We start from the raw sequence: 24,223 nt of genomic DNA, 5'->3' as shown, positions 1-24,223 counted from the left end.
TGCAGGGGGCCGTCGATCATTCCCTTGAAGCGCCGCTCAGTAGCAGCGGTACTCCTTCGTCCCCGCCGGCTGCGGGCCGGTGGCGGGGTTGATGAAGGTGACGTTGTAGCGGCCGTACCGGAAGCCGTTGCCCGCGATGAAGGTGCCGGTCAGGGTCTGCTTGTAGCTGCCGTAGGAGGCGCTGTTGGTGTAGCTCGACGGGCAGCCCTTGCCCGTGAGGTTGGCCGGGCCGTCAGCGGCCGACGCGACCCCGCTCACCCCGAAGAGGAGCGCGCCGCCGATGGTCACTGTGGAGGCCACTCTGATCAGATTGCGCATCGCTTGTCTGGTCCTTCCGGTACGTCAAGTGCACAGGCAGGTCAAGGAGTTGCAGCTGGTGAGCGAGCGGTTCTCGCCGCGGTGCTCACCGGTCGTGGCTGATAGTGCACGGCCGGTCCGGGCCGGGTCAATGGTCTGGACCAGAATAGGTCTGGACCAGAGTGCGGGAGTGGCTAGCCGGGCCGGCTCGCACGTCGGGCACACGGCTCCTCGCTACCGACCGGCTTCCGGGCTGCCGCCCGGAGTCGGTCGCTCACGCCTGCCGTGAAGGGGAGGTGGCCTCCCAGGCCGCCTCGATCATCCGGAAGACCTCGTCCACCGCGGCCTGCGGATCGGCCGCCTCGCGGGCCAGTGAATAGGCGTCGATGGCGAACCTCGCGACCGTCCGGCTCGCGAGCGGGGTTCGTGACAGGTCCGGATCCGCGGCGATGGCCGCTGCGAGTGCCTCCGCGTGGCGGAGCCTCATCGACTCGTCGTACCTCCGCAAGGCGGGTGACGCGTCGATCATGCGCCAGATCGGCACTGCGCCGTCCGCCGTGCAGTGCCGCACCAGGGCATGGATCTCGCCACGCAGTGCGGGGATGAGCGACTCGTGCGTCGACCGGTCGGTGACGGCCCGGACGAGACGTTGCTCGAAGTCCTCGTCCTGCTCGAACACCAGGGCTTCTTTGGAGGCGAAGTGGGAGAAGAGCGTGGTGACGGCGACGTCGGCCTCAGCGGCTACTTCGCGGATGCCCACCGCGTCGTACCCACGCTCCAGGAAGAGTCGCAGTGCGGTGTCGGCGATCTTCTGGCGCGTCGCGGCCTTCTTGCGTTCCCGGCGTCCGGGCGGCACGGTCATGCGCTGACACTATCAGGTGCAAATTCGTAACAGTTCCAAAACACTAACTGTTAGTGCTACGGTCCGCCGCATGAAGAAGGTGAGCTTCGCCGAGTTCGGCGGTCCCGACGTTCTGCATCTCATAGACGCCGAGGAGCCCCATGCGGGCCCGGGCCAGGTTCGTATCGCCGTGCGGGCGGCGGGTGTGAACCCCGTCGACTGGAGGCTCCGGGAAGGCCAGGTCCTGGGGGCCCATCCGATCGAACTGCCCGCCGGCGTCGGGCTGGACGCCGCCGGAGTGGTCGACGAGATCGGCGCGGGCGTCGAAGGGTTCGAGGTCGGGGACCGCGTGTTCGGCGAAGGGGTCAGCACCTACGCCGAGTTGGCCGTGCTGTCGGCCTGGGCCCGTATGCCTGAGGGGCTGACGTTCGAAGAGGCTGCCGGGTACCCCTCGGTGGTCGAGACGGCGCTTCGTGTTCTGCGTGAGGTCGGTGTGCGGCGCGGGGAGACGCTGCTGGTCAGCGGTGCGTCCGGGGGAGTGGGGTCAGCGGTGCTGCAGATCGCCCGTGCCCGCGGCATCACGGTGATCGGCACCGCCGGGGCCGCGAACCAGGACTACGTACGGAGCCTGGGCGCCCTCGCGACGACGTACGGCGAGGGCTGGGTCGAGCGCGTGCGACAGCTCGGCCAGGTCGACGCGGCCCTCGATCTGGCGGGCTCGGGCGTGGTGCGCGAGCTCGTCGGGCTGACCGGGGACCCGCGGACGGTGCTGTCCATCGCTGATCTGGACGCGCCGGAGTTCGGTGTCAGGTTCTCGGGTGCGGCCGGAAGCGTGTCGGATGCGCTCGCCGAGGCCGTCGACCTCATCGCGCAGGGGAAGCTGCACATCCCTGTCGAGAAGTCGTACGCACTCGCCGAGGCCGCGGCGGCGCACATCGACAGCCAGGCCGGTCACACGCGCGGGCGTCGGGTCCTGATCATCTGAGGCCGCTACGGAATCCACGGTGGCCCGAACCCCGGCCGGAACGGCGTGACATCGCAGTCGATCCCCGCCGGCGGTCGCAACCCCTCGGTTGACCTGGCAGGCCGACCGCTCCAGCGAGGCCGGATGGCCGCAGCGCGCAAGTCGCCACAGAGAAACCACCCGTTGTCTGCACGGCATCTTCATGCCGGCCGGTCCTGTTACCCGGCCATGACATGGCGATCTTGACATCGGCTGCCATCGCGGAAGTAGGTTCGCTATGCACCGAGTTTCCGTCACCGGCCGGCGTGCCCGCGCTGGGAGAAAGGTATGCCTATGGGTTCCCACGCCCGCCCCAACCGGCTGCACCGCACCGGGGCCCGGATCGCGACCGTCGCGCTCGTCGGGGCCGTCCTGCCGATCACCGCCGGTGGCCTCGCCGAGGCGGCCACCCCCAGTGCCACACACTCCGCCGACGACGACGGCCAGAGCGGCGCGGCCACCCACCCCGCGGACCAGAGACAGGGGGCGCTGGACACCAGGGACCAGGCCGACCCCGACATCAACGCCGACCACGCCTTCCTCCTGGACGCCCGAGACGGCAGCCAGGAACGCGAGTTGTGGGCCGGAGCCAAGGCCGACGAGAGCGTGTCGATGGCCAGCACCACCAAGATCATGACCGCCTTGGTGGTGCTCAAGCACCCGGAGTGGCTGGACCGGCAGATCACGGTGCAACAGGAGTACCGGGACTACGTGTCGGAGAACGGCGCCAGTACGGCCGACCTCCAGACCGGCGACAAGCTGACCGTCAGGCAGTTGCTCCACGCCATGCTGATCCCGTCCGGAGGAGACGCCGCCATGGCCCTGGCCGACAACTTCGGCTCCGGGGACACCATGGACGCCCGGATCGCCGACTTCGAGGCCCAGATGAACGCCGAAGCGCAGCAGCTGAACCTGAGCGGCACGCACTTCGACTCCTTCGACGGCATCTCGCACGGCAACAACCACAGCACCGCCCGCGATCTCGCCAAGCTCGGCCAACGCGCGATGCTGCAGCCGGTGTTCGCCGACGTCGTGAAGAACAAGCAGTTCAAGACCGAGGCCCCGGCGGCCAACGGCCACACCAGGTACTACACCTGGAACAACACCAATGAGCTGCTGGGCAGCTACGACGGCGCTCTGGGCATCAAGACCGGCAGCGGCACGGAGGCCGGCTACTCCCTCGTCTTCGCCGCCGAGCGGGACAACCGCACCCTGGTCGGCGCGATCATCGGGTCCGACCAAGAGGTCTTCGACGACGCCACCAAGATGCTCGACTGGGGCTTCGCCCACTGAGTAGACGGCCCGCCCCCGGGCAGCCTCAGAACCCATGCTCGAGATGTGGTGAGGCGCACGCACGGGGGGCGGTGCCCGGAGGACGTGCGCCCGGGCACCGGTGCCTACTTGCCGAGGGCCTCGCCGTACTTCGTGCCGGTGGACAGCGCGAGCCCGTACGGCGTCAGCGAGCGCCCGAGAGGATAGGCGGTCTCCGTGGTCTGCGCGTACCAGACACCCCCCGAGCGGGCCTCACCCGCGTTCTCCGTAGGGGCGCTCGCGGCGACGTCGCCCAGCTGGTCGGGGTTGTACCGGCCGGTGGTCACCTGCGCGCCGAACTGGTCGCCGGCCTCCGCGGTGCCGGGCATGTCGGGGGTGTTCTGGTTGCGCGCGACACCGCTGGACAGACCAGTGGTGGTGCCGCGCAGGACGACATAGGCGCCCGCGTCCTTGACGGTGCCGACGTCCTCACCGGGCACGCCGACCACGAGCTCCGGGAGGTCGTCGTCGTTCACGTCGCCCGCGGCGACCGAGAAGCCGAACCAGTCGCCTGCCTCGGAGGCCCCGGCGACGTCGGGGCTGTCCTGGGTGAAGCAGTCGTGCGCGGACCCGAACGCGCCCTTGCCGTACACGACAGCGACCGCGCCGCCGGCCCGCTCGTCCGCGCAGAGCGGTGCCTGTTCGGACTCGGGGTTGGGCTGGTCGTATCCGATGGCCAGGTCGTCCTTGCCGTCCCGGTCGAAGTCCGCGGCGGCCAGCGACTGGCCGTAGTCCCAGCTGTTCCAGTACCGGGCGGGCTGGCCCGCGGCGTCCCAGCGCAGGATGAAGGTGCCCGATCCCTCCAACTCCTTGTACGTCACCGCGAGGTCGTCCTTGCCGTCCCCGTCGAAGTCGCCGGTCGCGAGGTCGCGGGTGCGGCCGCCCATGCTGTACCGCTCGATGACCTCGGTCGTGGTGGGCGTACCGGGGGCGAGCGGGCCGGGCCGCAGCCGCAGCGAGCCGCTCTCCTCGTCGGCCGCGCCGAGCGCGAGGTCCTGGTCGCCGTCGTGGTCGTAGTCGCCCACGGAGATGCGGTCGCCGAGCTGGGTGAACTCGCCCTCGCCCTTGGCGGCGGTGAGGCCGACGCTGTCGTGGTTGCCGAAGCCCCTCGGGGAGCCGTACAGCACGGTGACGCTGCCTTCGTGGCCGTGGCCCGCATCGGTGAGGGCCTCGCCGCTGGCGCCGATGACGAGGTCGGATATGCCGTCCCCGTCGAGGTCGCCCGAGGCCACCGCGGAACCGAAGCGGTCCCCGGCCTCCGGGGTGCCGGGCACGGCGCGGTAGGACTGGCTGATGATGCCGGTGGAGCCGTCCGGGCCGAGCCCGTTGACGCCGCCCCAGACCACATTGACGTAACCGGCCTTCGCCTTGCCGTTCACGGTCGCCGAGGGCACGCCGACCGCGAGGTCGGTGAAGCCGTCCCCGTTGAAGTCGGCGTGCAGCGGGGTCGCGGCGGCTGCGGTTCCGGCGAGGGGCAGGGCCAGCCCGGCGGCGGTGAGTGCCGCAACGGTCGCGGTGACACCCAGGGTTCGTACACGCACGGCGGTTCTCCCGGAAATCGAGAATGAGGGGGTAGCTTTCCGGGCTGTGTGACGTGTGAGGCGTACGAAGGGTTGTGCGAAAGTGGCTTGATTGTGAACGCGGTTCACGTCAGCCGGAGTTGGACCCCCAACCTTCAGGTGTGCAGCGCTGCGCCGGGCCGGCGTCGATCTCGGCCCGCGACCGCGGGAGCATGGCCCGCCGCCTACCCGGCGAAGCCGTCCTGAACTGGCGCGGAACCTGACCTGGGACCGAACGCAAACCACCGGGCCAGACGCCCGGTCAGACGTCTTCAGCGCGCACGTTCACGCTCCGAGCACGGCCGCCCCGTACATGAGAGGGCGGCCCTGCTCCCGCGTCACACCTTGCGGGCCACGGCTCCGTACATGGCGATGGTCCGGTCGTCGATGCCCTGCTGCTCGGCGCCGGGGCGCCACTTGTGGACCTGCGTGACACCGGGCTCCACGAGTTCCATGCCGTCGAAGAACGAGGTGGCGACCTCCAGGTCCCGCAGTTCCATGGGCATCCCCTGCTGCGCGTACTCGCGGGCCACCCGCCCGACCTCTTCGGGGGCGAAATCGCCGGTTCCGATGGTCATGGCCAGGAAGCTTCCCGAGGGCAGCGGCTCGAGGAGCCGCTGCACCAGGCGACGGTCCTCCGGCGGCATGATGAAGTGCAGGATGCCGATGAGCATGAGGCCCACCGGCTGCTCCAGATCCAGGAGTTGGCGGAACTCGGCGCTGCCCAGGATCGCTTCCGGATCGTTCATGTCCGCGTCCACATAAGTGGTCGCGCCTTCAGGGGAACTCTGCAGCAGGGCGCGTGCGTGGGCCAGGACGATGGGGTCGTTGTCGACGTACACCACGCGCGACTCCGGCGCCACGTCCTGCACGATCTCGTGCAGGTTGGGAGCCGTCGGCAGGCCCGTGCCGATGTCGAGGAACTGCCGGATGCCCTGTTCCTTGGCGAGGTAGTGTCCCGCGCGATGCATGAACCGTCGGTTCTCACGCATGTGCACCGGCAGGGCAGGCCAGTGCCGGCACATCGCGTCGCCCGCCTCGGCGTCGACGAGGTAGTGATCCTTGCCCCCGAGGATGTAGTCGTACACCCGCGCGGAGTGCGCCTTGGAGGTGTCAATCCGGGCCTCGGGGCTGCTCATTCAACGCTCCGTTCCATGTAGCTGTTGCGTACATCAGAGGTTATCGTCCGTAACTCGGTGCCCAACAGCCCCCGTTGGGTCGGGGGCAGAGGTCGCTCATCCGCGCGTTGAGGGTGGCGCGGGGTGTGTCAGGTGAGGGGGACGTGTGAGCCGCCCACGGTGAGCCGTAGGCCGTCGGTGCGCGGTTCGGCGGCCGTGAGCCGGATGCCGCCGGGCAGCCGGGTGATGGACTGCTGGATGTCGGTGGCCTTGCGGAGTTCGTCCTCTGACAGTCCGGTGGTGGTGGAGGGCGATGTCTCCGCGTGCAGGCGCAAGGTGTCGTCCTTGACGGAAACCGTGCTGTAGATCGAGGACGTGCCTCCGTCGGGAGTCTCGAGCTCGACCTTGATCCGGCCCTTGCCGCCGTCCGAGAGGCCGGCGATGCGCACCCCGTTGTCCTGTGCCGGTGCGGCGTGGAGCAGTTCGGCGTAGGGGACCAGTGCGGTTCCCGTCGCCGTGCGCGCGACGGCGCTGGAGTATCCGTTGGTGAACTCGACCCCATTGAGATGGAGTTCGAGGTTCTCCACGCGGCCGGTCGCGCCGCCCGGCATGGCCGACTCGTAATGGTCCACGCTCGCGTCGAGTTCGTCCAGGTCCCCAGCCACGGCCTGCGTGAGGAACGGGAAGCCCTTGATGGAGACCTGGGTGGACTCGCCGAACCCGTTCGAGGCGCGGAGCTTGTCCACGGCCTGCCCTTCGGCGAGATGGACGGCGAGCCGGTCGACGCCGACGAATATGGCGGCCAGGACGGCGATGACGATCAGGGATCTTCGGAGAGTACGCATGCGCACACCTCAGCAGGCGCTTTTGCCCACGGCAGTGACGCACGTCACGCTGTTGGCAACGTTATCGTCACGGACCGACCGGCCCCACCGCACCGCGGAGTTCGATCCGTGGGCGCCGCGGCGGACCCGGCCCGCTCCTCCTGGGCTGCATCTCCTCACTCACGATGGCCGGAATGGCTGTCACCCTGCGACGAACGTCCAAGTCCCGGACCCGACGCGGTACGTGACGGAACGCTCGGCGCTGTGCGTCTGCCGGGCCTCGGACGGGGCCTGGACGCGTTCCTTGCCGTTCTTGCGCGGCACGGTGACCACGGCCCGGCTGTTCGGCGGGATGGTGACGGTCAGCCGCAGCGCGCCGTGACTCCTGCGCCAGCTGCTGCTGACACGCCCGCGCACCGTCTCCTGCGACGCCGTCACGTGGTCCAGCGCATCGGGCACGGCGGGGGCGACGGCGATGGTCCGGTAGCCGGGGGAGGTGGGACGGATACCTGCGAGGACGGTGTAGAGGGACGTGTTGACGCCGGCGAACATGGCGTGGTCGTGCGTCTCCATCGAGGAGCTGTAGAGCCACTGCTCCCACGTGGTGGTGGCCCCGTGCGAGAGCTGGAACCCGAATCCGGGGTAGGTGCGCTGCTGCAGCATGGTGATGGCCAGGTCGGTGCGGCCGATGCGGGCCAGGGCGTCGACGAGGTAGCGCGTGCCGAAGATGCCGGTGTCCAAGTGGCTGTCGTCGTGCTCGACGACGGTGCGCACGAACTGGTCGCCGACGGCGTCCGCCCGGTCCGCGGGAACCAGTTCGAGGGCCAGGGGCAGGATGCTGGTCACCTGACGTCCGCTGCCGTACGTGTCCCCGGCGTCGTTGAGGAAGTGGTCATTGAAGGCGTCCTTGATCCGGCCGGCCAGGACGGCGAATCGCCTGGCGTCCTCGTCGTGTCCGAGGGCTGCCGCGGCCTTCGCCACCGCTTGCGCCTGCTGATACGACAGTGCCGTGTTGACGAGCGACACCTCGCTGGTGCAGTCACCCGCCGTCGGACTGCCCATGCCGTCGTTGGCCTCCGGCCCGTGATCGGGCGGGCACCAGTCGCCGAAGCCCTTGTCGTCGGGCCAGATCAGCCCGGGCGCCTCGGCGGCATTGCGGTCCACGAACCGCTTCATGTCCGGATAGGCGGCCGCGAGCGCGTCGCGGTCCTGGTACTGCTCGTACAACGTCCACGCCAGGGAGACCTGGCCACCCGCCATGTCCGGGTACTGGGCCTTCACATCGTCCGAGGGCAGTGCCGTGCCCGGAGGCATGTCCTGCAGATACTTCGCGTAGAAGCCGTCCATGCCGAACTCGCGCGTCGCCGCGTCCCGATAGGCCTGCACGTCCATGGCCGGCGGTGTGCGCTCGTCACGAACGGGTGTGTCCGTGGGCGTGCTCATGGAATTGTTGAGGATGCTCCAGCGGTTGTTGCGCCAGACACCGTCGAGCACATCGTTCGATGAGTCGAACGATCCGGTCGAGGGCACGTCCGCGTGCACCACGCGAGCCCGTACGTCCCCCGGCTCCGGTTCGGTGGTGGAGGCGCTGACCTCGAGATACCGGAAACCGTGGTACGTGAAGCGCGGTTCGTACGTCTCCTCGCCACCCGTGCCCGCGAGGGTGAAGGTGTCGGTCGCCGCGGCTTCCCGGTTCGTTGCGGTGTCCAGCGTGCCGTCGGCCTTGAGCTCCTCGGCGGTGCGCATGACGATGTGCGTCCCTGCCGCGCCCTTCGCGCGTAGCCGCGGCCAGCCGGCGATGTTCTGCCCGAAGTCGTAGACGCGGGTCCCCTGGCGGGGCTCGGTCACGCGTACCGGCGTGAGGGTGTCCGTGACGCGGACCGGCGGCATGGTGTTCGCGTGGAGCTCGCCCTTGGGCGCGTCGGCCGGCGCCACCTGCTGCCAGCCCGCCTCGTCGAAGCCGGGACGGTCCCAGCCCTGCTGCTCCTTGCGGGCGTCGTAGGACTCGCCGTCGTACAGATCGTCCGCGGTGATCGGGCTGTCGGACCACTTCCAGGACGAGTCCGTGGTGAGAGTGCGGCGACTGCCGTCCGTGAAGGTGACGTCGAGCAGCATCATGGCCTGCCGCCCGCCGCGCCAACGGAAGCCGTACGGACTGAAGTTGTCACCGTAGCCATGGCCGAGCCACAGGCCGACCGTGTTGTCGCCCTCGCGCAGAGTCCTGGTCACGTCGTACGTGTCGTACAGCACCCGGCGGTCGTAGGGGGTGTTCGCCGGAGCGAGTTCGTGGTCGCCCACCTTGGCGCCGTTGAGGCGGAGCTCGTGGAAGCCGAGACCTGCTACGTAGGCCCGGGCTCTGGCCACCTTCTTGCCCAGGGAGAAGTCCTTGCGCAAGAGCGGTGAGCCCGTGTCGGTCTTGGAGGGGCCGATCCATCGTGCCCCTTTCCAGTCGCCGCTCGTGCGCAGCGCCGTCTCCCAGTGGGAGGGCGAACTCCAGGCGGACGGACGGCCCTGCGCGTCCCAGACGCGGACCTGCCAGTAGTAGCGTGCGCCCGGCTCGAGCTGTGGACCTCCGTACGGAACACCGACGGACTCGGCGGAGCGCTGCCTGCCGCTGTCCCAGACGTCGGCACGGTCGTCGGCCAGTGCGCCGGAGGACGTGGCCACACGTATCTGATACGCCTCCTGCACCGTGTCGCGTTGGTGGGCGGCGAGTTTCCAGCTGAGCAGTGGGCGGGGAGCCTCGACGGCGAGCGGGTCGGGGCGGCCGTCGGCGGTGGTGCTGCGGACGGCGAGGGCGCCTTGGGCAGAGGCGGACGGGGCTCCGGTGATGAGCCCCATGGCCAGCAGCGTGGTGGCGCACGACAGAGTGAGGGCGCGCAGACGAGGAGTGGGACGGCTGCGTCGGAACACGGTGAGGACCTTTCGCAGGGCAGGGCAGGGCAGGAAGGAAGGAAGGAAGGAAGGGAGCGTCCGGTCCGGCGCGGCTCTCGCCGGACCGGACGCGCGTGCCGCGGCTGCCTGTCCTCGACGGGTGCCGCGCGACATGTGGTGCGAGCCGCGCCTGTGACGGCCGGTCACACAGCGGACAGGCGCACCTCCACGGAGCGGGACGGGTACAGACGCACCGGTCCGATCAGCCCCGACGGCACGGTCTCGCCCCGTTCATTGGCGCCGGTGTTCGTCACACGGACGCGGATGTCGTTGCTGCCGGGCCGCAGGAACTCCGTCACGTCCGCCCGGTAGGGCGCCCACAAACGTGGGCCCACCGGGGTGCCGTTGACCGTGATCTCGGCGACGTCCCGCACGTCACCGAGATCCAGGGCCCACACCCGCCCGGACAGGGTGTCCGGCTTTAGCTCCACCGTCTTCTCGTAGGAGGCGGATCCCGAGTACCGGGGATCCAGTGCGGTCCAGTCGCCGAGCTCGCGGGACTGCTCGGCGGACCCGTCCCGGTCGAAACGGAACGTCCAGGGGCCGTCGAGAGGAAGGGGATCGAGCGAACCGGCCGCCTCTGCGCTCCCCTTGAAGCGTCGCGATCCGTGCGCCGCGCTCACCTCGATCGTGCCCGCCTTGTCCGCGCGGACGGTGGCCACCGCGCCCTGTCCGGAGGCCCGCACGGCGAGGACCTGCGCGGAGGCCGACGTCACGTGCAGGGGAGCGCGGCCGGACGCGCGTACCACCACGACGAGCGTCGCCTTCGCCTCGATCCGCAGGTCGACGGTGGTCCCAGAGCCGCTCTGCCCCGGGAACGGAGCGGAACGCCACGGGACGGTCGCCGTCACGCGCCCGGTGTCGGGGTCCCAGACCTCCGGGACCCCCGCCGCGGGCAGGGTGAGGGTCAGGTCCAGTGGCGTCGCGCGTTCGCTGGTGACGACGAACGCCGCGTCGCGGCCGCGCGCCAGGCGCATCACCCGTACGTCGGAGGTGTGCGGGATGACGGTGGCCGCCGCTGTGCCGGAGGCGACCACGGCTGTCGCCGCCTCGGCCGTGGTGGCCGCCTGATGGGCGCCGCGGCCGTCGGCGAACAGGCGGTGCAGGGCGCTTTCCAGGTCGGCGTCGTTGCCGCCGGCCTCGCGGACGGGGAGGTCTCCGACGGCGACCACGGCGCCGCCACCGCGCACGAATCGCTCCAGCGTGCGCACGGTCGCCAAGGCCAGGACGGGTGTGGTGGGCAGGACCACGGTCCGGTACTCCTGCCGCCCCACGACCAGCCCGTCACCCTTCGGTTCGGCCGTGGCGCGCAGCGCCGGGTCGTTCCCCAGGGCGCCTTCGTCGAGCAGATCGAAGTCGATCTGGGCGTCCTCCAGAGCGTGGACGGCGGCGACGAAGTCCTCGTCGAGCCGGTCGGCGCCCGCCGTGTCCTGGACACACTCGACCGCACGCTGAGGCTGGAGCAGTGCCGTACGGGGGCGCGCCGGAGCGCGGCACGCCTCCATCAGACGGCCGATCCAGTCGTTGAGCGGCCGGGACAACTCCCACCACGGGTTCACGGACTGGAACGGAGGCGGGTACACGATGTCCTTGTCGTTGCTGAACCGGGCGTGCAGCAGTGTGTGATTGACACCGCGCACGGCGAACGCACCGATCACCTCGCGAGTGAGCGCGGGTGTGACGGGCCATCCCGTACCGCCCATGGCCTCCAAGTAGACGCGTTCCTTGCCCAGTTGGTGCGCGGCGGAGGCCGGCCAGCGGGACAGGGTGCGGTGGTAGCCGCGCTGGTAGTGATCGAAGATCAGGTCGGTCCCGGGGACCTGGGCCCACTGATCGGTGGTGTGGAGGTTGCCGGAACTGCCCAGTTGCTCCGCCGGGCCGTACTCGTCCCACAGCGGGTTGGAGATGAAGCGCAGCTTGCGCGCCGCCATCCATGCGCCCTGCCGCCGGTAGTAGGCGTCCGCGTAACGGTTGGACACCGCGCGCCAGAACACTCCGCGCAGGCGTTCGCCGGAGGCGCCGAGGCCGTCGGTGTGGGCGGCGGCGAGCGCGGCGCCGGGACGTGTGCCCAGGCGTGCGAGTTCGTCGTCCAGCGTCGGTGACCAGGGGAGCGCGTTCAACCCGTGCCCGGTGGACGACGCGAGGAACGGTTCGTCGTCGGCGAAGCCTCGCAGCACGGTGCCGACGGCCCAGGGGAAGCGGCGGACGTACTCTCCCGCCACGGTGTCCAGGAAGAGGTCGACCGCTGTGTCGTCCATCAGGTCGAGATAGTTGTGGGCCTCGCCGCTCGCTTGGGCCAGTTCGCGTACCGGGAACAGGGCCAGGCGCCACTGACCGGACGGCGCCGTCCAGCTCTTGCCGGCCCGGGCCTGCGAGGTGAGATCGACCAACTCGTCGGTGCTGGAGGCCCCTTGAGGCCATGCCGCGGCCGCGGCGAGGGCCGGGGGATCCGGCAGGTCGAAGTCGTCCAGGGCGGCCTGTGTCCCGAAGTCCTGGCGATACAGATCCTTGCCCTGGGGATCGGACACCGACAGGGCGGCCCATGAGGAGCGTTGGTCAGCGGTGGCGCGGACACCGATGCGCCCGTCGGTGGCGTCCAGGTCCGCGACCGAGGGCAGCGCGGTCCCGTCGAGCGACACCTTCATGTGGTCGGTGTCGAGGGCGACGGTCAGCTCGTGGTCGTGCGACGCGTCGAATCCGTCGACCGCATCGCCGCGGCGCAGGTTCTCGAACCGCCCGTCGCGCTGTCGCCACACGTCGACCCCACCGTCGGTGCGCAGCTCGACCAGCAGCCCGTTGGCCTCGTCCGTACAGCGCAGCATGAGTCCGGCGGTGGAGCGCTCCGGCCGGACGGTGGCGTGGACCGTGTAGTCGGTCCATCGGGAACCGTCGCGCAGCAGCACCACGCCGTCGTGCAGGCCGGCGTCCACCAGGAGGCGCCCGTCGTCGACCGACAGGGCGGCCGCGACGAGGGGCACGGTGGTGCCGCCGGACACGTCGGCATAGGTGTGTCCCACCCCCTTGAGCCCGTGCTCGGGCCGTGGCGGCAGCGTGCGTCCGCCCACCGTTCCGCCGCCGACGACCAGCCCGGCCGCACGGCCGCTGGGGAAGTAGTCGTCGTTGAAGAGCCACAGATGCATGGCGTGGCGCTGGGCCTCGCGCAGGGTGAACTCGATGACGGAGAACCAGTCCTCGGTGAAGAAGGCCGGTTCGAGCGCCTCGGTCTGGAAGGGGAAGACCAGCACTTCGTGAACGCCCTTGTCCCGTAGGTCGGCGAGCTGTTCACGGACCAGATCAGGGGTGACGGCCCCGTTCCAGAACCACAGGACGGTCGGCATGCTGTCGGCACGGGGATCGGCGAAACGGCCGGAGTCGAACCCGTCCTCGGGCGACGCGGCGGCCGCGCGGCCGGCGCCGGTGAGGGAGAGACCCGCGGCCAGCCCGGCGGCCCCGGCCAGAGCGAGCACCGCACGGCGCGAGGGCAGCGGAGCGTCGTGGGTCGTCACGATCTCGACGTTCGGTCTGTCGTTCAACGTTGCTCCACGGAGGTGGGGGGTGGAAGGCGGGCGGTCCTGGTCGCGTCCGTCGGCCGGACCGTGTGCCTTCGGTGTCGGCAACGGTCGAACGAGGCGGGACGCAGGGGCAGTTCGTGGAACGCCATGAAACGTTTCACGGCACCCTAGGGGTTACCTGCGAGGGCCGTCAACGGTTACGTCGCTGTCAACTGCCGACGAAGAGAAGCCACTTCGCGCGCGACGAGGAGCCCTTCCGCACGCGTCGAACAGCCCCTCTGTTCGCGCCAAGAGGTTCACTCGCTCGCCTCGGCGACACCGACGGACGAAGCATTAAAGTGGGCCGCCGCAACGAGGAGGCGACGAGACGCAGGCATGAAGGACCGAGCGCGGCGAACGGCCCGTATCCAAGAAGTCGCCGCGGCCGCGGGAGTCTCCGTCGCCACGGTGTCCAACGTGCTCAACCGGCCCGAACGGGTCACCGCGGCCACCACCGAACGCGTCATGGCCGCGGTCGCCGCACTCGACTACGTGCCGCACTCGGGTGCCTCCAACCTGCGCAGCGGCCGGGGCTCGGCCGTGGGCCTGGTGCTGCCGGACGTGGTGAATTCCTTCTATGCGCGGATCGCGGCGGGCGCCGCCGACGCCGCGTACGAGCGCGGCTACGCCCTGACGCTGTGCCACAGCGGCGACGACGCGGAACGGGAGCGCGGCTACTTCGACATGCTGGCCGACCAGCGCGCCGTCGGCGCGGTCGTGGTGCCCCTCGGCGCCGATCGCACGCGGCTCGCCCGACTGCGCCGACGTGGGCTGCCGTTGGTGACCGCGGACCGCGCGGACCCCGACGGGGACGGTTGCTCGGTCAGTGTCGACGACGTGCAGGGCGGTGCGGAGGCCGTTGAGCACCTCATCGCCGGCAGGCCCGCCACCTCGACGGATGCGATGTCGATCGTGGTCGTGAACGGCGATCCGGACATCCAGCAGTGCGCCGACCGGGCCACAGGCGCCGAGATCGCCGCCGGACGACACCCCTCGGTCGAGCTGACGCACATCGCGGTGGACGAGATGACGGTGGCCGCGGGCAGAGCGGCGGCCCACACCCTCGTCACCGGGCCCCGCCTGCCCGACGCGGTGTTCTGCGCCAACGACTTCCTGGCCGCCGGTCTCGTCCGCGGGCTGGTGGAGAAGGGAGTACGGGTACCCGAGGACGTCCGCGTCGTCGGCTTCGGCGACCTGGATGTTGCGGCCTTCTCCACGGTTCCACTCTCCACCGTCCGCCAGCCGGTGGAGGAACTGGGGCGAACCGCCGTGGAACTCCTGCTCGACGAAGTGGAGTCGGGGGGCGGCCACCAGCACCTGGCCCGCATCCTGACGCCCACGATGGTCGTGCGCGAGAGTGCTCCATGACGGTGCCCCGCCCGAGGGGCGCGCCGTCGTGGCAAGTGCCGTTCCGGAACAACCCCTTGCTTTTCCGTGGAGGGCGTGACAGCGTCCCCGGGTCGCACATTTGAAACGCTTCACCCCCGGAGGGTGATGACGTGCACCGCAAGGAGGCAGCCGTGAAAGGTGACGTGTGCGTGCGTTCACGGCGCCCCGCACGGGCGGGACACTCCGTTCCGGAACTCGCGCGCCGACGCGGCCTCCCCGCGTTACGGGCCGAGCGGACCGCATAGGCCCGGCGGCACCGGACACCCTGGGGCACAGCTCTGCCCGGCGGTGGACCAGCCGCCGGTGGCACGGTCCTGCCTGCCGCATCGGAGACCTCGCGCCCGCACCGCGAGACCACCCGCAACCACCGACTCACACCGTCCGGCGGACCGCACCCGCCGGGCCGATCCACCTTCGCTCGACCATGGCCGAGAGGGCAGCAACGATGCGCATCGGGAGCAAGGACACACGAGGTTGGAAGGCGACCGTGTCGGTCGCCATGTCCAACTACATCGAGGCGGGGTCGATCATCGCGATCGCCACCAGCCTCTCCCTGTGGCAGGACCGATTCGGCGTGGACGACTTCGCGGTGGGCCTGCTGGCCGCGCTCAGCGCCAACGCGTTCGGCGCGGCGATCGGAGCCGTCGTCGGCGGACCCCTCTGCGACCGTTACGGCCGCAAGTTCATCTACACGTACGACCTGCTCCTCTACATGCTCGGGGTGCTGCTCGCGGCGGGCGCCGTCAGCTACGGGATGCTGCTGGCCGGCTTCCTCGTCACCGGCCTCGCGGTCGGGGCGGGAGTCCCCGCCTCATGGACGTACATCGCCGAGGAGGCACCGCCGGAGCAGCGCGCGAAGCGCGTCGGCGCGGCACAACTCGCCTGGTCCATGGGCCCGGTGGTCGGCTTCCTGCTCGCGGTCGTGCTCACCGGCCCGCTGGGACTGCTGGGCAGCCGCCTCATCTTCCTCCACCTCTTCGTGGTCGCCTTCGTGGTCTGGTACATACGCCAGGGCCTGAGCGAATCCACCCTGTGGAAGGCCAGCAAGGAGAAGTCGAGCGCCGGACCCCGCGACGGCCTGCGGGAGCTCTTCTCGCGCCGGCCCAACGTGCGGGCGCTGCTGTTCCTCTTCGGCATCTACGGATTCTGGGGCGTGGTCGCGGGCCAGATGGGCATCTTCATGCCGCGGGTCTACGAGTCCTCCGGCGTGGAGAGCGCCGCTCAGCAGAACCTGCTCCAGGTACTGATGTGGACGGTCACCGTGCTCTCCACCTACTTCGGCTTCATGAAGTACGGCGACAGGATCAACCGCCGCCTGCTCTACACCATCGGCGCCGCGCTCGCCGTCGTCGCCTGGGTGCTCCTGGTCTTCGTCCACGCCACCCTGCCCGTGCTGCTCCTGTTCGCCGTCTGCTGGGGTGTCTCGGCCGGCATCGGGGCGCAGGCCTTCTACGCGGTGTGGACCAGCGAACTGTTCGCCACGCAGTACAGGGCGGGCGCCCAGGGCGTGCTCTTCTTCGCCGCACGCGTGGCGATCGGCCTGCTCAGCTACTACTTCCCGACCATGCTCGACGAGCAGGGCGTGCCGGCCGTCGGCCTCGTCATGATCGGCCTCCTGGTTCTCGCGCTCGTCATCGGCGCGATCTGGGCGCCCCGCACCCAAGGCAGGACACTGGAGGACATCGAGGCCGAACGCTACGGCGAGATCCTCTCGACACCCCTCACCGAGGACGACCGCTCCGTACGGGCCGCGCCCTGAGACGCGGCGCAACCTGCCGGTAGGGTGGGCCGGTCGGCGGGACCGGAGGAGAGCATGGCCAATATCAAGGATGTGGCGCGGCTCGCCGGCGTGTCCCTGGGCACGGTCAGCAATGTGCTCAACCATCCTGACCGGGTCAGTCCCGAACTGAGGGCCCGCGTCGAGACCGCCATCGCCGACCTCGGATTCGTCCGCAACGAGCCCGCCCGGCAGTTGCGCGCAGGGCACAGCCGTACGTTCGCCGTGGTCGTCCTGGACATCGCCAACCCCTTCTTCGCCGAGCTCATCGCCGGCGCCGAGGACGTGGCCGTCGAGCACGACGCCGCGGTCATCGTCTGCAACAGCGCGGGCGACCCCGAGCGGGAGACCGCCCACCTGCGCCATCTAGGCCAGCAGAGAGTGCTGGGCATCCTGCTGTCACCGATCCAGGAGACGGCCGCGGCCCAGCTCCTGGCCGCCCAGCGCAGCCGGCCACCGGTCGTGTTCGTCGACCGCGTGCCGACCGGGCCGGGGTTCGCCTCGGTGGCCGTGGACGACGTGCGCGGCGGCGCGCTGGTCGGTGAACTCCTCACGGCGGCCGGTCACGGACGCGTCACCTACATCGGCGGTCCCCCTGCGTTGCGGCAGGTCACCGACCGGCTGCACGGACTGCGGTCGACCTTCCGCGGCCACGACATCGAGGCCGTCCACCTCGACGAGATGACCATCCGGGCCGGTGCGCGCGCTCTCAACGAACTCCTCGACCGCCCGGCCGACCGCCGCCCGCAGGCGCTGTTCTGCGCCAACGACCTGCTCGCCATCGGGGCCGTGAACGCCGCCACACGGCGCGGCGTGTCCGTGCCGGAGGAGCTGACGATCGTCGGCTACGACGACATCGACTTCGCCGAGACCGCCGGAGTCGCTCTCACCACCGTGCGGCAGCCGGCCCGCGCCATCGGCAGACGGGCCGCCGAGCTGCTCCTGCAGCAGGTGGCCGACCCCCAGGCCGAGCGGGCCAACGTGGTGTTCCAGCCCGAGCTGGTGATCCGTTCCTCCAGCCGAGCGGTGCGCACAGGGCCGGTCGCGGACGTGATCGTGCCGTAGCCGTAGCCGTAGCCGTAGCCGTAGCCGTAGCCGTAGCCGTAGCCGTAGCCGCGTTGCAGTCGCAGTCGCAGAGGTGAGCGTGCCTGGTCGGTCGCGGTCGGCGCGGCGTGGCTTCGTCAGCGTTCCTGCTGATCCGTCCGTTCACCTTCCGTGTCCAGCCCGAGCGTGTTGCGCGAGGGCTCGTGGCTGCCTGGTTCTGACGCTGACGGGGTGGTTCCGGAATACGCCGGAGACCTGCCTTCTGCCGGCGGCAGAACACCGGCCCGACCGGACTCGACGCTCACTACAGTCCAGGCTCATGAAGACGGTTACAACGCGCACGGTCGAATACGCGGCCGACGGCCTGACGATGATCGGGCATCTCGCGCTCCCGGCCGGTGTCGACCGCCGGCCCGTGGTCCTGGTCGGGCCCGAGGGAGTGGGGCTCAGCGACGTCGAGCGCCGCCGGGCCGATGCACTTGCCGAGCTGGGGTACGTGGCGCTGGCCTTCGATCTCCACGGCGGGCGTTATTTGGGCGATCCTGAGGAGATGCTGGCCCGTTGCATGCCGCTGCTCGCCGACCCCGACCGGATGCGAGGCATCGGCCACGCGGCGCTGGACGTGCTCCGCGCCGAGCCGCGGGCCGATCTCGGCCGGATCGCCGCCGTCGGCTACGGCACCGGGGGCGCCATCGCGCTGGAACTCGGGCGCGACGGCGTCGACCTGCGCGCGATCGCGACAGTCAACGCACTGACCACGGGCCGACCGGGCGAGACGGCGCGCATTCACTGCCCGGTGTGGGCCGGGGTCGGGTCGGAAGACCCGATCATGCCGCCCGCGCAACGGGACGCGTTCACCGCCGAGATGCAGGCTGCGGGCGTCGACTGGCGCCTCGTGGTCTACGGCGGCGCCTTGCACGCCTTCCATCACCCATCGGTCGACCACACCGTGCGCCCCGGGGTCGGCTACCACCCGCAGCACGCGCGGCGAGCTTGGCGGGACGTCCTCGACCTGCTCGCCGAGTGCCTGCCCATCACGGAGTGATCTGGTCGGCAACCACGATCCCGGACCGCAAACCAAGCCGGTCGTCCCGGGGGCTTTTCGGCAACGCCGCGAGCGTGCGTGCTGGAACCCGCTGCGCAGACGGGGGTTTGTTCCCAGGCTCTGGGCGAGGGCCCGGACGACGCCGCCCGGCTGTGCTTGCCGCAACTGGGCATTCTCGACTTCCAGGACGTGGATCACCCTGGCGAAGGTGGCGAGGCGGCCCTTGAGCTCTCGGTGCTCCAGGCGCAAGGAGGCGAGTCGTTCTCGAAGCCACTCATTGTCCTCGTCTAGCCGTTGCGCAATCTGCGGCGAATGATTCTGAGAGCGGACGAGGGCATAGAAGGCCTCTTGACGACTCCTCACCCGCGTCCTACGGTTCCCCGACGACGGTCTTAAAACGTTTTAAAGACTCGTTCGCAGTCACACGAAGGAGCCGCACGTGCCCACGGATCTCAATGTGCTCGACGCAGCGGGGCTGTCCCGCGTGCACCCTCGTAAGACGAGGATCGGCCTTGTCGCCGGAGGGCTTGGCGCCTACTGGGATCAGTTTCCCGGGCTCCTGGAACAGCTCCAGGAGTCGGCCCGCGAGGTCTCCGCGCGGATCACCGGTATGGGATGCGAGGTCGTCGACGTCGGCTTCATCTCCGATCCGCCGGAGGCCGCGCGGGCGGCGGACCGGCTGCGTCAGGCCGACTGCGACCTCATCGTCACGTTCCTGACGACCTATCTGACCTCCTCGATGATCCTGCCGGTGGCGCAGCGCAGCCAGGCCCCGGTGCTGGTCATCGACCTCCAGCCGACCGCCGCCATGGACCACTCGGCCTTCGACACGGGCAAGTGGCTCGCCTACTGCGGTCAGTGCCCGCTCCCGGAGATCGCCAATGTCTTCCGCCGCGCGCGGATCCCCTTCCGGTCCGTGTCGGGCCACCTGCACGACGAGAACGCCTGGACGCGCATCGAGCGGTGGATCCGCGCGGCCGACGTGCGCGCCGCCATGCGCCACGCCCGACACGGCCTGATGGGGCACCTCTATCCGGGCATGCTCGACGTGTCCACCGACCTCACACTGGTCTCCGCCCAGTTCGGGTCACACGTGGAGGTCCTCGAGGTGGACGACCTGCGGGTGCGGGTCGCGAAGGTGACGGAGCGGGAGGTCGACGAGCGGGTGGCCGTGGCCCGCAAGGTGTTCACCTTCGACGAGTCCGTCGTCGACGAGGACCTGCGCTGGGGCGCACAGGTGTCGGTCGGCCTGGACCGCCTGGTCGACGACTTTGCCCTCGACTCTCTCGCCTACTACCACCGCGGACTTGAGGGAGAACTGCACGAGCGGCTCGGCGCGGGCATGATCCTCGGCGCATCGCTGCTCACGGCGCGCGGGATCCCCGCGGCCGGCGAGTACGAGCTGCGCACCAGCCTGGCCATGCTGATCGCCGACCGCATCGGAGCGGGCGGATCCTTCACCGAACTGCAAGCACTGAACTTCGACGACAACGTCGTGGAGATGGGCCACGACGGCCCCGCCCACCTCGCCATCAGCAGCACGGACCCCCTGCTGCGGGGCCTCGGCGTGTACCACGGGAAGCGCGGCTGGGGCGTCAGCGTGGAGTTCGACGTGCAGCACGGGCCGGTCACCACGTTCGGCCTCGGCCAGGACGAGAACGGCACGTACACCGTCATCGCCTCCGAGGGCGAGGTGGTCCCCGGCCCGCTGCTGCAGATCGGCAACACCACCTCCCGCGTCGACTTCGGCTGCGATCCCGGCGAATGGACCGATGAGTGGAGCGCGTCGGGCATCGGCCACCACTGGGCGCTGTGCGTCGGTCACCGGTCCAAGGATCTGCGGGCGGTCGCGGACCTGCTCGGGCTGCCGTTCGTCGAGGTGAAGGTGTGACCGATACGGCGCGGCGCCTGCCGGGCCCGACGGCGAGATGCCAACTGAGACCGTAGAAAACGGCTGAGCCGCACCTCGCCCCACGTGCGCGTCAGGAGAGCGAGCTCCGGCCGGACAGCGGCTCAGCTGACGCCGGCCCGGGCTTACGGGCGAGGATCTGGATCCCCGTCGACTCATGGCCGCTCATGGTGTTCACCGTGATGTCCCGGGTGGCGAGGCCTTCGAACCCGGACAGCAGAGAGTCGAACCACGAGCGGGGATGGTGGCGGAAGACCGCGCCGTCGTCGGTTTCGAAGACGCCGTAATTGTCATAGCGGGCGGCACATCGGTCGTAGCGACGGCGATTGCGCTCGTCCTCCTGCAACAGAAAGTCACTGACGTACAAGGTCCCGCCAGGCTTGAGAACCCGCATGAGCTCAGCGATCAATCGGTGCTGCGCGCCTTCGCCAGGGATACAGGTCAGCACGGCGAACAGCACGGCCGCGTCGAAGGCCGCATCTGGGTACGGCGAGAGCGGCGGCGCGTCCAGCACTGTGAAGCGCATGGTGGGATGAAGGAGGCGCGCCCGTTCGATCATTCCCGGTGAGGTGTCCACGCCCGTGAGGTTGTCGAAGCCCTGCTGTTCGAGGTCTTGCAGGGTGCGGCCGTAGCCGCATCCGTAGTCGAGAATCGCGGCGTGCCGGTCGATCCCGTCGAGCCATGGCAGGTGGAGCGGGTGTGTGAACGTCTTCGTGGCCGCGGCAGCATCCCAGTAGGGAATCTGGCTGTCGAGGTGTGACATGGCGGTTGCCTCCCTGGCGGCGCCACCACCGAACTCGGTCATGACCACGGTGGTGGGACGTGCTACCAGCCGCCTCTGCTCGATGTGGTCAACGATCTGACAAGGTACGCCCTCCCGAACTCGGTCGGCAGGGCCCGGCGAAACCTCTCCCAGGGGGTGGGCTCAGGCCGTGCCGATCGGCCGGGGCAAGCCGGACACCGGCGCGGCGATGAGTCTGCGGGCGTCCGCGGGTCTATCTATGGACGGAGACAACCAACTCATCGGGAGTAAGCCATGGGCCTGATCCACATCGAGATGTTCGCGACCCTCGATCTCGTCGGTCAGGCGCCCGGAGGGCCCGAGGAGGATCCGACGGGCTTCCCGTTCGGCGGGTGGCAGGCCCCCCTGATCGACGAGGTCGCCGGCGCTCAGATCGGTGCCGCGTACGAAGGCACGGACGCCCTGCTGCTCGGGCGGCGGACGTACGACATCTTCGCTGCCTACTGGCCCCACCAGAAGGGCGGCGAGGACAACGAGATCGCCACGCTGTTCAACAGCGTCCCCAAGTACGTGGCCTCTCGCGGCAAGCCCGACCTCCCGTGGGCCGGGTCCACACAGCTCGGCCCCGACCTGGCCGACGCGGTGCGAGAGATCCGCGACCGGCACGAGCACGTGAAGGTCGTCGGCAGCCTGAACCTCGTGCAGAGCCTCCTGCGCGAGAAGCTCTTCGACCGCCTCGATCTCTGGCTGCACCCGATCGTGCTCGGCGTAGGGAAGAAGGTGTTCGAGGACGGCGCGGTACCCACCAACATCAGGCTCCTCGCCCCCCCGGCAGCCAGCCCCAAGGGCACCGTATTCCTGCGCTACGGACTGGCCGACGGCACTCCCGCCACGGGCGACATGAGCGCACCCGACAGGGGTGTCGGAACGAGCGACTGAGGCCCCTCGGCGCCTGCGCCCGTTGCGAACGCCTCGCTGTGGGCGGGCGGGTGACGGTGCATCAGCCGACCGTCCTGTCCTGGGCCTGAGGACCCGGGGGCACGGTGAGGTCGACCGGAATCCGGGCATCGGAGCCGTCCATCCGCGGTGAAGAAGCAGGTCGCCGGGGACGCGAACCTCAATCCCCTCGTACGGCCGCCCCCGAGTCGACCGGCAGTCGAGGGCGGCCCCATAGCCTCTCGGAATGACGCAGATCTTCGACCTTTGCGACGAGTACGTGCGTCGGGCCGCCGAGCTCGACCCGGTTGACGCCGGGTTCCTCGGCGTGAGCCTGCCCGAGTCGGGCGAACCGGCGACCGACTTCAGCCCGGACGGCCACGCCGCCCGCCACGAGCTGATCACCGCGACTCTCGCACGCCTTGCCGAGCTGACCCCGCAGTCGCCGGACGACCGGCTGGCCGCAGAGCACCTGCGCGAACGCCTCGACGCTCAGCGCGCCTGGCACGAGATCGGCGAACCCCTGCGCATGGTCCGGGTGCCGTTCGGCCTGGTCAACAAGCTGCGCGTGAGCACGGAGTTGCTGCCTCGCAAGGACGAATCCGACTGGCGTTATCTTGCCGCCCGGCTCGCCGCGGTCCCCGCGATGCTGACCGGCCTGCGGCAGAGCCTCGCCCTCGGCCTCCACCGTGACATGGCAGCAGCCCGCCGTCAGGTCCTCGCGATGGCCGACCAGGCGGAGGGCTACGTCGGCGCGCACGACCACCTGATCGACGAGCACGGCGACGGCCCGCTGGCCGGCGAACTGGCCTCGGCCGCCGCCGCCGCGTACCAGGGCTACCAGGATCTGGCCCGCTACCTGCGCGAGGAGTACACGCCGAAGGCCGCCGAAGCGGACGGTGTCGGCGTCGAGCGCTACCGGGTGGAAGCCAGACTCAGCCTCGGCATGGACCTGGACGCCGAGGAGGCCTACCACTGGGGCTGGGCGGAACTGGCCAGGATCGAAGCCGAGATGGCCGAGGAAGCCAACCGGATCAAGGCGGGCGCGACGATCGACGAAGCCATCGACATCCTCGACACGACCGGCTGCGTCGAAGGCGAGGACGCGTATCTGGCCTGGCTGCGCGCGAAGCACGAGCAGACCATGGACGATCTCGACGGCACCCACTTCGACATCCCGCCACAACTACGCACCCTCGCCGTGCAGTTGGCCCGCGACGCCTCTTTCGGTTCGCCGTACTACACCGAACCGAGCGAAGACCTGAGCAGGGCCGGCAGTACCTGGTGGCCGGTGGCCGGGCGGCAACGCTTCGGCGTGTGGAACGAGTTGACCGCGGTGTTCCACGAAGGCATCCCCGGCCACCACCTGCAGATCGGCGCGATGCGACTGGCAGGCGACCGGGTGTCCCGCTTCACCAGATTGAACGCCGTCGACGGCTACACCGAGGGCTGGGGCCTCTACGCCGAACGCCTCGCCGACGAACTCGGCTGGTTCACCGAACCCGGCTCCCGCCTCGGCATGCTGATCGGGGCCGCACGACGCGCCGCCAGGGTGGTGATCGACATCGGCGTGCACCTCGACCTGCCCCTGCCGAACGGCTCGCGCTGGGACTTCGACACCGCCCGCACGGTGCTACGGGACCGCGCCCGCACCGCGGAGCACCGGCTCACCCCCGAGGTCCTGCGCTACTTCGGCTGGCCCGCCCAGGCAAGCTCCTACAAGCTCGGCGAACGCGCCTGGCTCGCCGCCCGCGCCTCGGCAGCCCGCAAGCCCGGCTTCGACCTGAAACGCTGGCACACCAAGGCGCTGGACCTCGGCCCGATGGGCCTGGATCGCCTGGCGGCCGAACTCGGCTGAGGTCCATCGGCACGGATGACGCGACATTGTCACCTGCCCTTCAGCGCACGCGGTCGCCGGCCGGCGCCGTGACCGGCACCCCGAA

General features: G+C 70.0%; 17 protein-coding genes. 9 read left to right on the top strand and 8 right to left on the bottom strand.

Annotated elements, in window-relative coordinates; all coding sequences use genetic code 11:
• Nucleotides 1-36 precede the first annotated feature (36 nt).
• Nucleotides 37-318, bottom strand: coding sequence for a hypothetical protein (locus tag ACVHNB_RS20445; protein WP_428957290.1), 282 nt, complete (start codon nucleotides 316-318; stop codon nucleotides 37-39).
• A gap of 253 nt (nucleotides 319-571) precedes the next feature.
• Nucleotides 572-1,159 carry a TetR/AcrR family transcriptional regulator gene (locus ACVHNB_RS20440; protein ID WP_456225495.1) on the bottom strand — a complete coding sequence of 196 codons (588 nt, stop codon included), beginning with the start codon at nucleotides 1,157-1,159 and terminating at the stop codon, nucleotides 572-574.
• 70 nt (nucleotides 1,160-1,229) lie between these two features.
• Here ACVHNB_RS20440 and ACVHNB_RS20435 point away from each other — a divergent pair, with 70 nt between their 5' ends.
• Nucleotides 1,230-2,123: an NADP-dependent oxidoreductase gene (locus tag ACVHNB_RS20435; RefSeq protein ID WP_456225494.1), complete on the top strand. Its 894-nt coding sequence runs from the start codon at nucleotides 1,230-1,232 to the stop codon at nucleotides 2,121-2,123.
• Between the two features lie 312 nt (nucleotides 2,124-2,435).
• Nucleotides 2,436-3,434 carry a D-alanyl-D-alanine carboxypeptidase family protein gene (locus ACVHNB_RS20430; RefSeq protein ID WP_428957781.1) on the top strand — a complete coding sequence of 333 codons (999 nt, stop codon included), beginning with the start codon at nucleotides 2,436-2,438 and terminating at the stop codon, nucleotides 3,432-3,434.
• 104 nt (nucleotides 3,435-3,538) lie between these two features.
• On the opposite strand, the gene ACVHNB_RS20425 is transcribed toward ACVHNB_RS20430, so the two are convergent.
• The 5 genes from ACVHNB_RS20425 to ACVHNB_RS20405 all read right to left on the bottom strand — a co-directional run bounded on the left by ACVHNB_RS20425 (nucleotide 3,539) and on the right by ACVHNB_RS20405 (nucleotide 13,420).
• Nucleotides 3,539-4,993: an FG-GAP-like repeat-containing protein gene (locus tag ACVHNB_RS20425; protein ID WP_456225493.1), complete on the bottom strand. Its 1,455-nt coding sequence runs from the start codon at nucleotides 4,991-4,993 to the stop codon at nucleotides 3,539-3,541.
• 356 nt (nucleotides 4,994-5,349) lie between these two features.
• Nucleotides 5,350-6,150, bottom strand: a complete 801-nt coding sequence (locus ACVHNB_RS20420; protein WP_456225492.1) for an SAM-dependent methyltransferase — start codon at nucleotides 6,148-6,150, stop codon at nucleotides 5,350-5,352.
• Nucleotides 6,151-6,278: 128 nt separating this feature from the next.
• Nucleotides 6,279-6,974 (bottom strand): LmeA family phospholipid-binding protein, encoded by a 696-nt coding sequence (locus ACVHNB_RS20415; RefSeq protein WP_428957295.1) that lies wholly within the window; start codon nucleotides 6,972-6,974, stop codon nucleotides 6,279-6,281.
• Nucleotides 6,975-7,154: 180 nt separating this feature from the next.
• The gene (locus ACVHNB_RS20410) at nucleotides 7,155-9,866 is read right to left on the bottom strand and encodes a family 78 glycoside hydrolase catalytic domain (protein WP_456225491.1); all 2,712 of its coding nucleotides are present in this window, start codon (nucleotides 9,864-9,866) and stop codon (nucleotides 7,155-7,157) included.
• Between the two features lie 164 nt (nucleotides 9,867-10,030).
• A complete protein-coding gene (locus ACVHNB_RS20405; protein WP_456225490.1) occupies nucleotides 10,031-13,420 on the bottom strand; it encodes a glycosylhydrolase-like jelly roll fold domain-containing protein in 3,390 nt (1,129 codons plus the stop codon).
• Nucleotides 13,421-13,774: 354 nt separating this feature from the next.
• Between ACVHNB_RS20405 and ACVHNB_RS20400 the strand changes: the two genes are divergently transcribed.
• From ACVHNB_RS20400 to ACVHNB_RS20380, 5 genes are all read left to right on the top strand, one after another.
• Nucleotides 13,775-14,806, top strand: coding sequence for a LacI family DNA-binding transcriptional regulator (locus tag ACVHNB_RS20400; RefSeq protein WP_456225489.1), 1,032 nt, complete (start codon nucleotides 13,775-13,777; stop codon nucleotides 14,804-14,806).
• 445 nt (nucleotides 14,807-15,251) lie between these two features.
• Nucleotides 15,252-16,586, top strand: a complete 1,335-nt coding sequence (locus ACVHNB_RS20395) for an MFS transporter (RefSeq protein ID WP_456225488.1) — start codon at nucleotides 15,252-15,254, stop codon at nucleotides 16,584-16,586.
• 54 nt (nucleotides 16,587-16,640) lie between these two features.
• Nucleotides 16,641-17,669 (top strand): LacI family DNA-binding transcriptional regulator, encoded by a 1,029-nt coding sequence (locus ACVHNB_RS20390; RefSeq protein ID WP_428957300.1) that lies wholly within the window; start codon nucleotides 16,641-16,643, stop codon nucleotides 17,667-17,669.
• A gap of 298 nt (nucleotides 17,670-17,967) precedes the next feature.
• Complete coding sequence (locus ACVHNB_RS20385) at nucleotides 17,968-18,693, top strand: dienelactone hydrolase family protein (protein ID WP_428957301.1); 726 nt, start codon at nucleotides 17,968-17,970, stop codon at nucleotides 18,691-18,693.
• 439 nt (nucleotides 18,694-19,132) lie between these two features.
• The gene (locus ACVHNB_RS20380; protein ID WP_456225487.1) at nucleotides 19,133-20,584 is read left to right on the top strand and encodes an arabinose isomerase; all 1,452 of its coding nucleotides are present in this window, start codon (nucleotides 19,133-19,135) and stop codon (nucleotides 20,582-20,584) included.
• A 91-nt stretch (nucleotides 20,585-20,675) separates the two neighbouring features.
• Here the strand turns inward: ACVHNB_RS20380 and ACVHNB_RS20375 are convergent, their stop codons facing one another.
• The gene (locus tag ACVHNB_RS20375) at nucleotides 20,676-21,407 is read right to left on the bottom strand and encodes a class I SAM-dependent methyltransferase (RefSeq protein ID WP_428957303.1); all 732 of its coding nucleotides are present in this window, start codon (nucleotides 21,405-21,407) and stop codon (nucleotides 20,676-20,678) included.
• Between the two features lie 231 nt (nucleotides 21,408-21,638).
• On the opposite strand from ACVHNB_RS20375, the gene ACVHNB_RS20370 reads away from it, so the two are divergent.
• Nucleotides 21,639-22,283, top strand: a complete 645-nt coding sequence (locus tag ACVHNB_RS20370; RefSeq protein ID WP_428957304.1) for a dihydrofolate reductase family protein — start codon at nucleotides 21,639-21,641, stop codon at nucleotides 22,281-22,283.
• Nucleotides 22,284-22,527: 244 nt separating this feature from the next.
• Nucleotides 22,528-24,138: a DUF885 domain-containing protein gene (locus ACVHNB_RS20365; RefSeq protein ID WP_456225486.1), complete on the top strand. Its 1,611-nt coding sequence runs from the start codon at nucleotides 22,528-22,530 to the stop codon at nucleotides 24,136-24,138.
• The last annotated feature ends 85 nt before the right edge of the window (nucleotides 24,139-24,223 follow it).

The organism is Streptomyces sp. YJ-C3 (assembly GCF_053891275.1).
This window is presented reverse-complemented; position numbering and strand designations above follow the sequence as displayed.